The sequence below is a fragment of the Microbacterium aurantiacum genome, from assembly GCF_002872075.1.
Classification (GTDB): Bacteria; Actinomycetota; Actinomycetes; order Actinomycetales; family Microbacteriaceae; genus Microbacterium; species Microbacterium aurantiacum_A.
The window spans coordinates 79,280-93,620 of the sequence record NZ_PGGU01000002.1 but is presented as its reverse complement, the minus strand read 5'-3'; the positions used below and the strand labels follow the sequence as shown (position 1 = coordinate 93,620).

Sequence of the window (14,341 nt, the reverse complement as noted above, 5' to 3'; positions counted from 1 at the left end):
GCACACATGCCAACGAGTACAGCACCGGCTGCATCGGGAACCGTCCCCGCCATCCCGCACTGGATCGATGGGGGTGAGCATCCGTCGCAGAGCGGGCGCACCGCCCCGGTGTTCAATCCCGCCACCGGCGCTGTCACGGCCGAGGTGGCCCTGGCCGACGAGAGCGAGATCGCCGCCGCGATCGCCTCCGCATCCCGGGGGTTTGCCGTCTGGAGCGGATACTCCGTCGCGAAACGCCAGACCGTGCTCTTCGCATTCCGTGAACTGCTCAACGCCCGCAAGGGCGAACTGGCCGAGATCATCACCGCCGAGCACGGCAAGGTGCTCTCCGACGCCATGGGCGAGATCCTGCGCGGTCAGGAGGTCGTCGAGCTGGCGACCGGATTCCCGCATCTGCTCAAGGGCGCGTACACCGAGAACGCGTCCACCGGGGTCGATGTCTATTCCCTGAAGCAGCCGCTGGGCGTCGTGGGAATCATCAGCCCGTTCAACTTCCCCGCCATGGTGCCGATGTGGTTCTTCCCGATCGCGATCGCGGCAGGGAACGCCGTGGTGCTCAAACCCAGCGAACGAGACCCGTCCGCGTCGCTGTGGCTCGCGAAGCTGTGGAAGGAGGCCGGACTCCCCGACGGCGTCTTCACGGTGCTGCAGGGCGACAAGCTCGCCGTCGACGGTCTGCTGTCCAGTCCCGAGGTGCAGTCGATCTCGTTCGTCGGTTCGACCCCGATCGCCCAGTACATCTACGAGACGGCATCGCGGAACGGCAAACGCGTGCAGGCGCTGGGCGGCGCGAAGAATCACATGCTCGTGCTCCCGGACGCCGATCTGGATCTCGTCGCCGACCAGGCGATCAACGCCGGCTACGGAGCGGCGGGAGAGCGCTGCATGGCGATCTCGGTCGTCCTGGCGGTCGAGCCGGTCGCCGACGCGCTGATCGAGAAGATCGTCGAGCGCATCTCGAGGTTGCGCGTGGGCAACGGCGCCGGTGACGCGGACGGCGAGCCCGACATGGGACCGCTGATCACCGGCATCCATCGAGACAAGGTGTCATCCTACGTCGACATCGCCGAAGCAGACGGGGCGAAGATCGTCGTCGACGGACGAGGTGCACTCGTCGACGGTCACGAGGACGGGTTCTGGTTCGGACCGACCCTCATCGACGACATCCCGACGTCGTCCAGGGCCTACCAGGAGGAGATCTTCGGTCCCGTCCTGTCGATCGTCCGGGTCGCGACGTTCCAGGAGGGCATCGACCTCATCAATGCCGGCACCTTCGGCAACGGCACCGCGATCTTCACCAACGACGGTGGCGCCGCACGGCGGTTCCAGAACGAAGTGCAGGTCGGCATGATCGGCATCAACGTGCCGATCCCCGTTCCCGTCGCCTACCACTCCTTCGGAGGCTGGAAGCAGTCCCTGTTCGGCGACGCGAAGGCGTACGGCGCGCACGGATTCGACTTCTTCACTCGCGAGAAGGCCATCACATCGCGGTGGCTCGACCCTGCGCTCCACGGCGGCATCGACCTCGGCTTCCCGCAGAACTCATGACCGGCATCGAATCCCGCCGCTGGTTCCATCCCCGGGGCTCCCTGGCCCGACCGGGATGGGAGAGCGTCGTCGATGCGACCGTTCCCGGGTGGGCGCACACCGGTCTGCGTGTGGCCGAACTCTCCGACGGCGACGAGATCGTCTGCGAAGAACCCGGCACCGAGCGTGTGGTCGTTCCGCTCAGCGGAGCGTTCGCGGTCGTGCACACCGAGGAGGGCCGGGTGACCGAGACGCACCTGGCCGGGCGTGCATCGGTGTTCGACGGACCCACCGATGTGCTCTACCTCTCCGCCGCGGCCGGCGCACGCATCACGGGTCGGGGCCGCGTCGCCGTGGCCGAATCGCCGACGACCGACCTGCGCCCGACGCGGCACATTCCCGCATCCGAGATCCCGATCGAGTTGCGCGGTGCCGGTTCCTCCAGCCGACAGGTGCACAACTTCGGCACGCCCCAGGCGCTGGATGCCGCGCGGCTGATCGTCTGCGAGGTGATCACCCCTGCCCAGAACTGGTCGTCGTACCCGCCGCACAAGCATGACGAGCACGTGCCGGGAGCGGAGTCGCGCCTGGAGGAGATCTACTACTTCGAGTCGGCGCCGGTCGCCGGATCACCGGCATCCCCGGATGCCGCGTTCGGACTGTTCAGCGCGTACGCCTCCCCGGCGGGGGACATCGAGATCGACGCCCAGGTGCGCAGTGGCGACATCGCACTCGTGCCGTACGGTTATCACGGCCCGGCCGCCGCGGCACCAGGCTACGACCTGTATTACCTCAACGTCATGGCAGGACCGGATCCCGACCGGAGCTGGCTGATCTCTGACGACCCCGCCCATGCGTGGGTGCGAGACACCTGGGAGCGGACCCCGGTCGATCCCCGGCTCCCCTACGGCGACACGACGGAAGGACCCCGACGATGACCGCGACGAAGCGGATGACCGTCAGCCAGGCGCTCATCGAGTTCCTGGCGAACCAGTGGACCGTCGACGGCGAGATCCGCGAGCGCACGATTCCCGGTGTCTTCGGGATCTTCGGTCACGGCAACGTCGCCGGCGTCGGACAGGCACTGGCGCAGCTGCATGCACGGGAGCCCGGTCTCATGCCATACCACCAGGCCCGCAACGAGCAGGCGATGGTGCATCAGGCCGTCGGCTACGCGCGGATGCACCGACGTCGGGCGACCTTCGCCGCTGCCGCCTCGGTCGGACCGGGTGCCACGAACATGCTGACCGGGGCAGCGCTCGCCACCACCAACCGGCTTCCGGCGCTGCTGCTGCCCAGCGACACCTTCGCCACACGCGTCGCCGACCCTGTCCTGCAGCAGCTCGAGCAGCCCTGGGACACCGGGCTGACGGTGAACGACGCGTTCCGGCCGGTGTCGCGGTACTTCGACCGGGTGCAGCGCCCCGAACAGCTGTTCTCCATCGCGCTCGCCGCGATGAGGGTGCTCACCGACCCCGCCGAGACCGGCGCGGTGACGATCGCCCTGCCAGAGGACGTGCAGGCCGAAGCGCTCGATGTGCCCGTCGAGTTCCTCCAGGAGCGCGAGTGGCGCATCCGTCGCCCGCTGCCCGAGCGGGCCGCCCTCGCAGACGCGCTCCAGGCGATCCGCAGTGCGCAGCGGCCGTTCATCGTCGCCGGTGGCGGCGTGCTCTACTCCGGCGCCGAAGACGCGCTGCGTGCGTTCGTCGAGCTCACCGGCATCCCCGTCGGCACGACGCAGGCCGGCGGCGGTGCGCTCCGGTGGGACCACCCGCAATACGCCGGGGCGGTCGGCGCGACCGGCACCACGGCCGCCAACCGGCTCGCGGCCGACGCCGATCTCATCATCGGCATCGGCACGCGCTACAGCGACTTCACCACCGCATCGCGGTCGGCGTTCCAGCACCCGGCCGTCCGGTTCGTCAACATCAACGTCGCTGCGTTCGACGCCGTCAAGCACGGCACCCGCGTTCCCGTCGTCGCCGATGCGCGCGAGACGCTCGTCGCCCTGACCGACGCGCTCGCGGGATCGGCAGTGCCGCAGGAGTACCAGGAGCGCGTCGCGGCGGAGAACGCCCGGTGGGATGCCGCGGTGGATGCGGCCTTCGCGCCGTCAGGGCGGGACCGCCCCGGCCAACCCGAGATCATCGGGGCCGTGCAGGAGATGACGGCGCCGGAGGACGTGATCGTCCAGGCTGCCGGATCGCTGCCGGGCGATCTGCACAAGCTGTGGCGTGTGCGCGACGCGCTCGGCTACCACGTCGAGTACGCCTTCTCCACGATGGGTTACGAGATCGCCGGCGCATTGGGCGCGAAGCGCGGACTCCTCGCTGCCGGTGATGACCGGGACGTCATCGCGATGGTGGGTGACGGGTCGTACCTCATGCTCAGCTCCGAACTGGCCACCGCAGTCGCCGAGCGGATCAAGATCATCGTGATCATCATCCAGAACCACGGCTACGCCTCGATCGGGCGTCTTTCGGAGACCGTCGGCTCGGAGCGATTCGGCACCCAGTACCGGATGTACGACACGGCCGCCGGCGACTTTCAGGGACCCGAGCGCCTGCCGATCGACCTGGCGGCCAACGCCCGCAGCTACGGTGTCGACGTGATCGAGATCGCTCCGGGCCCTGATGCCGTCGACGCGCTGCGACGGGCCATGGCGGCGGCGAAGGAATCCGACACGGCGACGGTCATCCACATCGAGAGCGATCCGGGCATCTCCGCGCCGGACGGGCACGGATGGTGGGATGTGCCGGTGCCGGAGGTCGCGACGCTGGAATCCACTCGCACGGCGCGCGCGCAGTACGAGCGCGAGCGCACCGCACAGCGCCCGCTGCTCGGGGAGGGGAACTGATGGATATCACCGTCGCCGGCGCTCCCGTGAGCTTCGGGGTGTTCGAACTGACGCCGGAAGGGGCGGCCACCGTCTCCGCGGACGAGATGATCGACGTGCTCGTCGATGCCGACTACGCCGGCATCGACCTCGGCCCGATCGGCTTCCTCGGCGAAGAGGAGCAGGTGCGGCGCCGTCTGGACCGCGCCGGGCTGCACCTCGCCGGCGGCTGGGTGCAGTTGCCGTTGTCCGACGATGAGGCATTCGCGGCGGCCGTGCCGGCGCTGCGGCGCGCACTGCGCACCTTCAGTGCCGCGGCGGAGACGGGACCCGCCCGACTGCCTCTGCCGACGCTCGCCGACGACGGCTCTGCGAGGCGGCAATCGGCCCCCGGGCGCGGTGCCGAGGTCGATCCCCTGCCGGATGCGGCCTGGGACAGGCTCATCGCCAACACGGAGCGTGCTGCGGCGATCGTGCGCGAGGCGGGCCTCGAGCCGACGTTCCACCACCATGCCGGTACCTTCGTCGAATCGCCGGAGGAGATCGACCGGTTCCTCTCCCTGGTCGACGTCGATCTGACGCTGGACACCGGTCATCTGTTCATCGCCGGCGGTGATCCGCTGGACGCGGTCGCGCGCTGGGGCGATCGCATCAACCATCTGCACCTCAAGGACGTCGACCTCGCGGTGCTCCACCGCGTGCTCTCCGCCGGCGGCGGGATGAGGGAGGTGTGGTCGTCCGGATGCTTCGTCGCGTTCGGGCGTGGCGATGTCGACCTCGCCGGCGTGATGACCGCGATGGCCGAGCGCGACTTCGACGGCTGGGTCGTCGTCGAACAGGACGTCCTGAACCGACCCGACATCTCCATCGACGACTTCCGCATGGCGCGTGCCCAAGACCAGCGCATCAACCGCGAGGCGCTGCGCCCCTGGGCGTGAGCCCCGAGACCCGAGGACTTTCCGTGAACACTCAGCCCCTTCGCTTCGGCCTGATCGGCACCGGACGCATCGGACAGGTGCATGCGGCGAACGTCGCCGCATCCCCGGACGCCGCTCTCAGCTGGGTCGCCGACCCCTTCGTCACGGGCGCGCAACGCGTCGCCGAGGCATTCGGCGGTCGTGCGACGGACTCCGCCGACGAGATCTTCGCGTCAGGCGAGGTCGACGCGGTGATCATCGCATCACCCACGCCGACGCACATCGACCTCATCGCCACCGCCGTCCGGGCGGGCGTTCCGGTGCTCTGCGAGAAGCCGATCGACCTCGACATCGCTCGCGTCGATGCCCTGCGGCCGCTCGTCGCCCAGGCCGGGGTCCCGGTCGCACTCGGATTCAACCGGCGCTTCGACCCGGCGTTCGCCGAGGTGCACCGCCGCGTCGGCGCCGGTGAGATCGGGGCCCTCGAGCAGCTGACGATCATCAGCCGCGACCCCGCTGCGCCGCCCGCGGACTACATCGCGGTCTCCGGCGGGATCTTCCGCGACATGACGATCCACGACTTCGACATGGCCCGGTTCTTCGTGCCGGATCTGGTCGAGGTCTTCGCCACCGGGGCGGCGGCTTTCGACCCGGGCGCGCGCGAGCACGGCGACGTCGACACCGCGGTCACGGTGCTGCGCGCAGCATCCGGCGCCGTCGTCTCGATCACGAACTCCCGCCACAGCGCGAGTGGCTATGACCAGCGTCTGGAGGCATTCGGCGCGGCGGGATCGCTGCAGGTCGCCAACGCCGGCACCAGCCTCGTGAGCCTGTCCACCGCGCAGTCCGTCGAGGCACGCCCGCCGTACCAGGACTTCTTCCTCGAGCGCTATGCGGCTTCATACGTGCTCGAGCTGGCCGAGTTCATCAGGGCCGCGCGGGGTGAGGCGTCGACGAGTCCGACATTCGAGGACGGCCGTGCAGCGCTCATCCTCGCCGATGCCGCGCGCAGGTCGCTGGATGATCGCGCCGCTGTCACCGTCGACCTGAGCTGAGCCCGCGCGCCCCGGTCGGGCGCGGTCGTCGCGGAGGTCAGGAGACGGTGCGGATCGTGACGACGGTGCGCCCCGGGGTTCGGCCCGAGAGGTATACCCGGGGGCCGGCCATCGCATCGGTGCCCCCGAGGTAGGTGTAGTCCTCGCCCGGAGCGTAACCGCCGCGGCCGCCGTGCACCGGGGCGGCGGCGAACTCGATCGCGGCATCACCGATGCGGTATCGACCGGGTCCGGCGCCGAACTGCAGGATGCCGTCAGGCCGGTACTCCACGCCCTCGAAGGCGCCGCCATCGCGAAAGGCGAGTTCGAGGGACCAGGCGCATTCCGGGCCATCGGTGTCGATCATCAGGTCGACACCGTCGGGCTGCGGAATGATGTCGACGCGCGTGCGAAGCGACACGACGTCGATCGGACGTCGCGGAAAGGACATCGCCGCAGCGAAACGTCCTTCATCACTGATCTCGTACCGCCCCTCGGGCTGTCGATCGGCGCGGGGGAGCGGCTGATAGTAGCCCGGGGTCAGCTCCTCACGCAGGATGAAACCCTCGGGCGTCTCCTCGATGCCATCGGCGCGGAACGGTCCGAGGCCGAAGAAGTCCCGCGACAACCTCACGGAATCCAGGACGACGCGACCGGCGGACATCCGCAGGAAGGTGGGATTGTTGGCGAGCCCGGAGCGGATGCGGCCGAAGGTCGCGTAGTCCGATCCGCCGTACACGGTGAGCGTGCGTGCATCCGACGCGTCGATCGCCAGTCCGGAGCCGACCCAGCGCGTGCGTCCGACGGTCACCGCCGTCTCGGCATCGGGCAGCGGAGTGGCCAGCGCCGGATGCAGCAGCAGGTCGGTCAGAGCGGTCTGCGGCTCGGCGACCTCCCGGCTCAGGGCGAGGCCCGCGGCGGCGGCGAAGTCCGCGCGCCCCCGCTCGATCGCGAAACGCCGATAGTGCAGGGCGTAGGGAGCGAGAGGGAACCGCAGTTCCTTCTGGTCCTGACGTCGCGACTGCACCGTCTCGACCGAGCCATCAGCATGGATGAGCCCGAGGGTGGCGGCGAGGTTCTGCTCGACGATGTCGCGCAGTTCCGGCTTGTCCAGGACATCGGCGATCGCCAGCAGCGAGGGGTTGGTCACGAAGGCGGCGTAGTTCGGACTGCGCTCGGAGTAGAGGCCGTCCGCGTCGATGTCGATGCCCTCGTCCAGCCAGTGCTCGACGCGTTCGATGATCTTCGGATCCGGCCGGAACCGATACAACCGGGTGAGGGCGGCGGCGAGTTCCCACCGGTGGTTGGGCGTGTGGACGCCCCCGCCGAGCATCGCGGGGATCGCGCGTTCGGCGATGCCGGCGAGGATACCGGTCACCTCGGCGAGCTCCGGCCGAATGCCTGCCTGACGCAGGAGTTCGAGCACATCGCCGAGATCGTTGATCGTGAACCCGGAGTCCGGAGGGGACTGCGCGTTGTCCCCTCCGAGGAACAACCCGGACGGGCTCTGCAGCGCCTGCAACGCACGGGAGTACGCCTCGGCGGAGGCGAGGGCGGCCGCGGAACCCTCGTGGGTCGACGTCGGTGCGAGGTACACGGCGACCAGCAGCTTCACGCGGCGCATCGACTCGCGATGGGGTCCCAGCGGTGCGTCCTCGAGCGGGGGGACGTCGCCGTTCAGGAGGCGGGTGGCCGCGGCATCCGCGGCGCTGACGACCGTGCGGACGAAGTCGTCATCGACGGCGTTCATACACGGGTCCCTTCCAGGAGCGGCGTCATCCGCAGAGTCAGCACCTCGAAGGGGCGCAGCTCGACCGGGATCGTTCGGGGATCCTGGGCGCGGAACGCATCCAGCCGGGTGCCCGTCGTCTCGACGAGATCGCAGACGCGCGCGTCGGCGACATCGATGTTCAGATGCAGCGCGGTGGTGGCGCGCGAGCCGCGTTGCTCATAGAGGCGGACGATCAGGTCTCCGCTGCGGTCAGCGGCGAGCTTGACGGCGGAGATGACGACAGACGCGCCGGGGTCCGTGCGCACGAGCGGTGCGGGAGCGACGGCCCCCGTCACGGTGCGCAGCGGCGTGCCCACGATCGCCCCCCAGCGGGCAGCGTCACCGGTGGTCGCTGCGGGGGCGAGCACCGATACGAACTCGTGCACGCCTTGGTCGGCATCCGGGTCGGGGAACGTCGGCGCCCGCAGCAGCGACTGCCGAACGACGGTCACCACGCGCCCGTCGACGCTCTCGCGGGTCACATCGTGCCCGTAGAGACCGTCGTTGACGATCGCGACACCGAATCCGGGCTCTCCGACGTGCACCCAGCGGTGCGCGCAGACCTCGTAGCGGGCTTCGTCCCAGGAGGTGTTCGTGTGCACGGGGCGGCGGACATGACCGAACTGCGTCTCGTACGAGGCATCCGGCGCGTGCACGTCGAGCGGGAACGCCAGTTTGAGCAGCCGGTGTCTCTCGTGCCAGTCGACACGCGTGCGGATGCGGACGCCGCCGCCCTGGGGGTCGATGCCGATCCACTGTTCGATGCGGCTGGTGCCGAACTCGCGCACCACGTGGGCTTCGCCCTCTCCGGTGAGCGAGACGGTGCCCGCGTCGAGATCCTCGACCGACAGCCGGTACGACCTGTCGAGCTCCCACGCATCCCATTTCGCCGGCGCATCGACGTGGATCTGCAGGAGGTTCGCGCGCATGCCATGGGGGATGAGCTCCCGCCGCGCGGTGCGGTCCACCACGCTGTGCAGCGTGCCGTCCGCGCCCACGACGACCGTCAGCGCATCGGAGGAGAATCTGATGGACCCGTCATCGAGCGCCGTACCGACGACCGGAGCGGCGGCATCCGCCTCACCGCCACCGAGCGCGTCGATCCCCGACGAGGCGAAGGGGGCCGCGTTCATCGCGATCGGACGGTCCCCGACGCCGACGAGCCGGCGCAGCGCCTCTTCGACGATGCCTTCGAGGCGCGCGGTGGTGCGCGCGTGCGATTCCTCGGCTTCGCGATGCACCCAGGCGATCGCGCTCCCGGGCAGGATGTCGTGGAACTGCAGGAGGAGAACCTCGCGCCAGAGAGCATCCAGCTCTTCATGCGGGTAGTCGGCACCGCGAATGAGTGTCGCCATGGAGCACCACAGCTCGGCCTCGACGAGCAGCCATTCGTTGCGGCGATTGCCGCGCTTCGTCCGTGACTGCGACGTGTAGATGCCGCGGTGGAACTCCAGGTACATCTCACCGGACCACACCGGCGGTGACCGGTACTCCTGTTCGGCGTCGACGAAGAACTCCCGAGGCGTGCCGACGCGCACGCGGGGAGACCCCTCGAGGTCGGCCTGCAGCCGCAGGTCGGCCATCATCTCCCGGGTGGGGCCGCCGCCGCCGTCGCCGAAGCCGAACGGCATCAGCGAAGTGCTCGCACCGTCGTGGTCGGCGAAATTGCGCACGCTGCGAGCGAGTTCGGTGGGGCGAAGATCGCCGCTGTAGGTGTTGTTCGGCGGGAAGTGGGTGAAGATGCGACTTCCATCCAGTCCCTCCCACTGGAACGAGTGGTGCGGCATCGTGTCGGCGTCGTTCCAGCACATCTTCTGAGTGAAGAACCAGCGCAGGCCAGCGCCGCGCAGAAGCTGCGGAAGGGAGGCGGGGAACCCGAACGAGTCGGGCAGCCAGCCCACGTCGCTGCGTGCACCGAACTCCTCCTCGAACAGGCGGGTGCCGTACAGGAGCTGCCGGGCGATCGACTCGCCGGAGGGCATGTTCACGTCGGATTCGACCCACATGTTGCCCACCGGGATGAACCGGCCGCCGGCGACGTGCTCCTTCACCCTCGCGAACAGACGCGGATCGTTGTCACGCACCCAGGCGAAATGCTGAGCCGATGAGCTGACGAACACCGCCTCGGGATCGCGGTCGAGCAGGTCGACGACGTTGGCGTACGTCCGGGTGATCTTGCGCACGGTCTCGCGGCTCGGCCACAGCCACGCCGAGTCGATGTGCGCGTGTCCGGTCGCGACGATGCGGTGCGCCGAGGCAGCGGCGGGGGAGTCGAGCAGAGGGCGCAGGAACTCGCTGGCGGTGGCGGCATCGCGTTCCGGTGCGTCCGGGTCGATGAGATACAGGGCTCGTTCGACGCCGTCGAGGATGCGGGCACGGCGTGGATCGCTGTCGACGAGTTCCCGGGCCAGCCCGCACAGCACGGTGATCTCGCGTTGGAGCTGCTCGACGGCGTGATCGATGAGGCGCACCTCGAACGCGCCGAGGCGATACATCGGGGCCGCGCCCGCCGTGGCCGGGTCGCCCAGCGCGGTCGGCGCGAAGGCCGTCCCGCTCTTGAAATCGTCGCCGCCGGAGAGGTCGGGATTCGAGGCGCCTTCCACGTACAGGCGGAAGGACTCGCCGGGCGTCTGCGTGAGGGGGACGTGGTGATTGCGCGGCTCGAGGCCCTTCACCGCAACGCCGTCCGCGGTGCGCACCAGGCCTTCGCACTGGAATCCGGGTTTGGCCTGGTTGAAGCCCAGGTCGAGCGACAGCTCGATCCGCCCGGTGCGGCCGGCCCACGCGGACGGCACTTCACCCTCGACCGTGAACCACGTCGTACCCCAGGCTCGCCCCCACGCGTCACCGGCGGCGATCGCGGTGAACGTCGCCTCCGCGGCCCGGGCGAACGAGGCGGGTTCGCCCGGGCGACCGGGGGTGCCGGGAACCTCCCATGCGCTCACTCGGACCGGCCGGCGGTCTGCGACGACGCCGGCGGCGAGATACTCCTGGACGAACCGATCGGCGCGTTCCAGGACGAGTCGTGGGTGGGACAGCATCAGTCCTTGAGTCCGGTGTTGATGTTCGACGAGGTGATGTAACGCTGGAACACAAGGTACAGAGCGATCAGGGGGAGCATCGACAGCACGGACGCCGCGAGCAGGACGGTCCAGTCGATGTTCTCCGCGCCGACGAGTGCGCGCAGTGCGATCTGCAGCGTGAACTTCTCCGGGTCGCCGAGGATGATGAGCGGGAAGATGTAGTCGTTCCAGCGCCACTGGAACGAAACGATCGCCAGCGTCAGCATGATCGGCCGGGCGAGGGGGAGCATGATGCGGAAGAAGATCCCGTACTCGCTCGCGCCGTCGATCCGGGCCGCCTGCATCAGCTCGTCGGGGATCGTGACGAAGAACTGCCGGAACATGAACACGCCGGTCGGGGTGATGATCGACGGGATGATCACGCCCCACAGCGAGTTGTACAGCCCCAGGTCCCGCACCACGATGAACATCGGGTTCAGGATGACTTCGCCGGGGAGCATCGTCATCGACAGGATGCAGAGGCCGAGCACGCTCAGCCAGGGGTTCTTGTACTTCGCCAGCGCATAGCCGGTCGTGGCGCACAGAGCCACGGTCAGGACGGTGGTCACCGTTGCGACGATCGTGGTGTTCAGCAGGTATTGCGCGAAGTCGATGCGCTCCAGCGCGGCCGCGTAGCCATCGAGCGTCCATTCCCGGGGGAGGAAGGAGAGCGGATAGGTGAAGAGCTCACCGCCCGGCTTGAAGGAGGACAGCAGGAACCACAGCAGGGGGAACAGCATGAGGATCGCGAGCGCCCAGAGCAGCGTGGTCGGGAGCAGCGTGCGCTTGAATCGTGCTCGTCGGCGCCGTTCGGCTTGACGGCGGTCGAGGTGACGGCCCTTCTTGTCCGTCGGGACGGTGATCGTGTAGGTGCTCACCATGACTCGGTGCTCCTTCGGCTGATGCGGAGCTGGACGATCGCGATGATCATGAGGATCACCAGCAGGACCATGGATGCCGCGCTGGCGTAGCCGATCTCCGACTGCTTGAAGCCCGTCTCGTAGATGTACTGCACGATGAGGCGGTTCTGCGTGCCCGGGCCGCCGCTGTTGAGCGCCTGGATCATCGCGAACTCCTTCATGCTGCCGAGCGTGGACAGCAGGATCACGAGCACGGAGGTGGGCGCGATGGAGGGGAGGGTGATGTGGCGGAAGCGCTGCCAGCCGTTGGCCCCGTCGAGTTCCGCCGCCTCGTAGTAGGACTTCGGCACGTTGTTGAGTGCGGCGACGAAGAGCAGCATGTTGAAGGCCGCCCCGCCCCACGACGAGGCGAGGATGACGACCAGGAGGGAGAGATCGGCGTTGGACGACCAGGGGATGCGCTCGCCGCCCAGCGCTCCGATGATGAAGTTGACGAAGCCGAAGTTCTCTCCGAACATCCACCGCCAGATCACACCGGCGACGATGGGGGAGACGAGCCACGGCAGGAAGAAGATGATGCGCGCGGCCGTCTTGCCTCGCGAGAACGCCGCGTTGATCGCCACGGCCATGCCGAGCGACAGGGCGTAGCCCATCGGGACGGCGAAGACGGTGTAGACGAGGGTCCGCCCGAGCGCGCCGTAGAAGGTCGGATCCTGCATGAGCGCGACGTAGTTGTCGAGGCCGACGAAAGTCGCCTCGCCCCACCCGCGGTAGTCGGTGAGGGAGTACGACAGCCCCAGCACGCCGGGCCAGAAGAAGAACAGGCCGAACAGGGCCGCGGTCCCGATGGTGAACAGGAACGGCGCCATGCGGTAGCGGCCGAACGGACGCCGCCGCTTCTCGGGCGCGGGTGCCCCCGCCGCGCGAGCGGGGGCACCCGTTGTCGTTGTCATAGTCATGCGATCGTGTCCGGTCCGATCAGTCCGAGAGCATCGCGGTCGTCGCCGCGTCGATGTTCTCGACCGTCTGCTCGAGCGTCTGCTCGCCGTTGAGGTACTTCACCGTCTCATCCTTCAGCGGCTCGGAGTCCAGCGACTTGCCCTCGTAGCCGAAGCGGACGCCGTCGGTGGTCTGGACCGCCGAGATGGCGGGCGATGCCGCGATCTCCGCGTTGTAGAGGTCGAACGCGTACGCGTCGTCGCCGTAGGTGACTTCGAGTCCGTCGATGGAGGGCAGGCAGCCGGAGAGCTCGCAGTAGGCGCGGTAGTTCTCCTCGGTGTACATCCACTTGACGAAGTCGAGGGTCTCCTTCTCGACGCCGGTTCCGTCGAACGCGACGATCCAGGACGCGGCTCCGTAGTTGGTGGCGCGCACGGACTCCTGCGGCAGCGGCACCGACAGCCATTCGAAATCGGTGATGTTCGCCTGGAAGTCCGCGATCTGCCAGACCCCGGACATGTAACCGGCCACACGACCGCTCTTGAAGGTCGCGCTCGGGTCGTCACCGGCACCCCACACCGATGCCGGCATGAAGCCGGAGTCGTGCATGCCCTTGAAGTACTCGAGCGCCTCGGCGCCCTTCTTGTCGAGCGCCCACGTTCCGTCGGACTGCTCGGTGACACCCTCGCTGCCAAACTCGTACAGGAGCGCGCGCAGGCGATGGGCCGAGGCGTCCATGACGGCGCCGTACTCGGCATCCGTCGCGTCGACGACCTGCGTCGCCTTCGTGACGTACTCGTCCCATGTCCACGACTCGTCGAGAGACGTGGGGTAGGTGACGCCCGCCTGGTCCCACAGCGACTTGTTGATGAACATTCCCACGGCGGTGAGCGTCGTGGGAATCGCCTTCACCTTGTCGTCTGTGGGGTCGGCGACGCTCAGCGGCTCGATGATGCCCGCCTCGTCGAAGATATCGGTGAGGTCGAGCAGGCGCTCGGTCCATGCCGGGTCTGTCGCCGGCGCTGCCGCCAGGGCGGGGAGGTCGTTGGCCTGCGCGGCGGTGCGCAGTCGGGTTCGCACGTCGGAGTTGGGCACCTCGACGACGTTGACGCGCACGCCCGTCTCTTCGAAGTACTTGTCCGCGAGCATGGCGTAGCCGCCGCCCTGGTTGGCGTCACCGGATTGCACGAGCTCGAGGACGACCTCGCCGTCGGCGTTCGAACCGCCGCCGCCGGAACAGCCCGCCAGGGCGAGGGCGCCGATCGTCGCACCGGCGAGGATGACAGCGTGGATCTTGCGGGAACTCTTCATGGTTTCTCCTTATTGCGCTCGCCAGCGAGCAGACCACCTGATGCTGTCGGGATGCCAGCATCGCAATTGTCGGCATGTCATGAC

General features: G+C 68.6%; 10 protein-coding genes. 5 read left to right on the top strand and 5 right to left on the bottom strand.

Annotation, left to right across the window (positions count from 1 at the left end; all coding sequences use genetic code 11):
* The first annotated feature begins 6 nt into the window (after positions 1 to 6).
* From CUR96_RS00960 to iolG, 5 genes are read left to right on the top strand one after another with little or no spacing between them, the layout of a single operon-like run.
* Positions 7 to 1,548, top strand: coding sequence for a CoA-acylating methylmalonate-semialdehyde dehydrogenase (locus CUR96_RS00960; RefSeq protein WP_102191425.1), 1,542 nt, complete (start codon positions 7 to 9; stop codon positions 1,546 to 1,548).
* A complete protein-coding gene (gene iolB, locus CUR96_RS00955) occupies positions 1,545 to 2,465 on the top strand; it encodes a 5-deoxy-glucuronate isomerase (RefSeq protein ID WP_102191424.1) in 921 nt (306 codons plus the stop codon). Before CUR96_RS00960 ends, iolB begins: the two co-directional genes overlap by 4 nt.
* Positions 2,462 to 4,384: a 3D-(3,5/4)-trihydroxycyclohexane-1,2-dione acylhydrolase (decyclizing) gene (iolD, locus tag CUR96_RS00950; RefSeq protein WP_102191423.1), complete on the top strand. Its 1,923-nt coding sequence runs from the start codon at positions 2,462 to 2,464 to the stop codon at positions 4,382 to 4,384. Before iolB ends, iolD begins: the two co-directional genes overlap by 4 nt.
* Positions 4,384 to 5,301, top strand: a complete 918-nt coding sequence (locus tag CUR96_RS00945) for a sugar phosphate isomerase/epimerase family protein (protein ID WP_102191422.1) — start codon at positions 4,384 to 4,386, stop codon at positions 5,299 to 5,301. The genes iolD and CUR96_RS00945 overlap by 1 nt, the downstream gene beginning before the upstream one ends.
* Before the next feature lie 23 nt (positions 5,302 to 5,324).
* The gene (gene iolG, locus CUR96_RS00940; protein WP_102191421.1) at positions 5,325 to 6,335 is read left to right on the top strand and encodes an inositol 2-dehydrogenase; all 1,011 of its coding nucleotides are present in this window, start codon (positions 5,325 to 5,327) and stop codon (positions 6,333 to 6,335) included.
* Between the two features lie 37 nt (positions 6,336 to 6,372).
* Here iolG and CUR96_RS00935 read toward each other — a convergent pair whose 3' ends face one another.
* Genes CUR96_RS00935 through CUR96_RS00915 form a run of 5 tightly spaced genes read right to left on the bottom strand, consistent with a single transcriptional unit; the run spans position 6,373 to position 14,257 of the window.
* Entirely contained in the window at positions 6,373 to 8,064 is a 1,692-nt protein-coding gene (locus CUR96_RS00935) for a hypothetical protein (RefSeq protein ID WP_102191420.1), read from the bottom strand.
* Positions 8,061 to 11,126, bottom strand: a complete 3,066-nt coding sequence (locus CUR96_RS00930; protein ID WP_102191419.1) for an alpha-mannosidase — start codon at positions 11,124 to 11,126, stop codon at positions 8,061 to 8,063. Before CUR96_RS00930 ends, CUR96_RS00935 begins: the two co-directional genes overlap by 4 nt.
* The gene (locus tag CUR96_RS00925) at positions 11,126 to 12,028 is read right to left on the bottom strand and encodes a carbohydrate ABC transporter permease (RefSeq protein WP_102191418.1); all 903 of its coding nucleotides are present in this window, start codon (positions 12,026 to 12,028) and stop codon (positions 11,126 to 11,128) included. The genes CUR96_RS00930 and CUR96_RS00925 overlap by 1 nt, the downstream gene beginning before the upstream one ends.
* Positions 12,022 to 12,960: a carbohydrate ABC transporter permease gene (locus tag CUR96_RS00920; protein ID WP_245861046.1), complete on the bottom strand. Its 939-nt coding sequence runs from the start codon at positions 12,958 to 12,960 to the stop codon at positions 12,022 to 12,024. Before CUR96_RS00920 ends, CUR96_RS00925 begins: the two co-directional genes overlap by 7 nt.
* Positions 12,961 to 12,985: 25 nt before the next feature.
* A complete protein-coding gene (locus CUR96_RS00915; protein ID WP_102191416.1) occupies positions 12,986 to 14,257 on the bottom strand; it encodes an ABC transporter substrate-binding protein in 1,272 nt (423 codons plus the stop codon).
* Between the last annotated feature and the right edge of the window lie 84 nt (positions 14,258 to 14,341).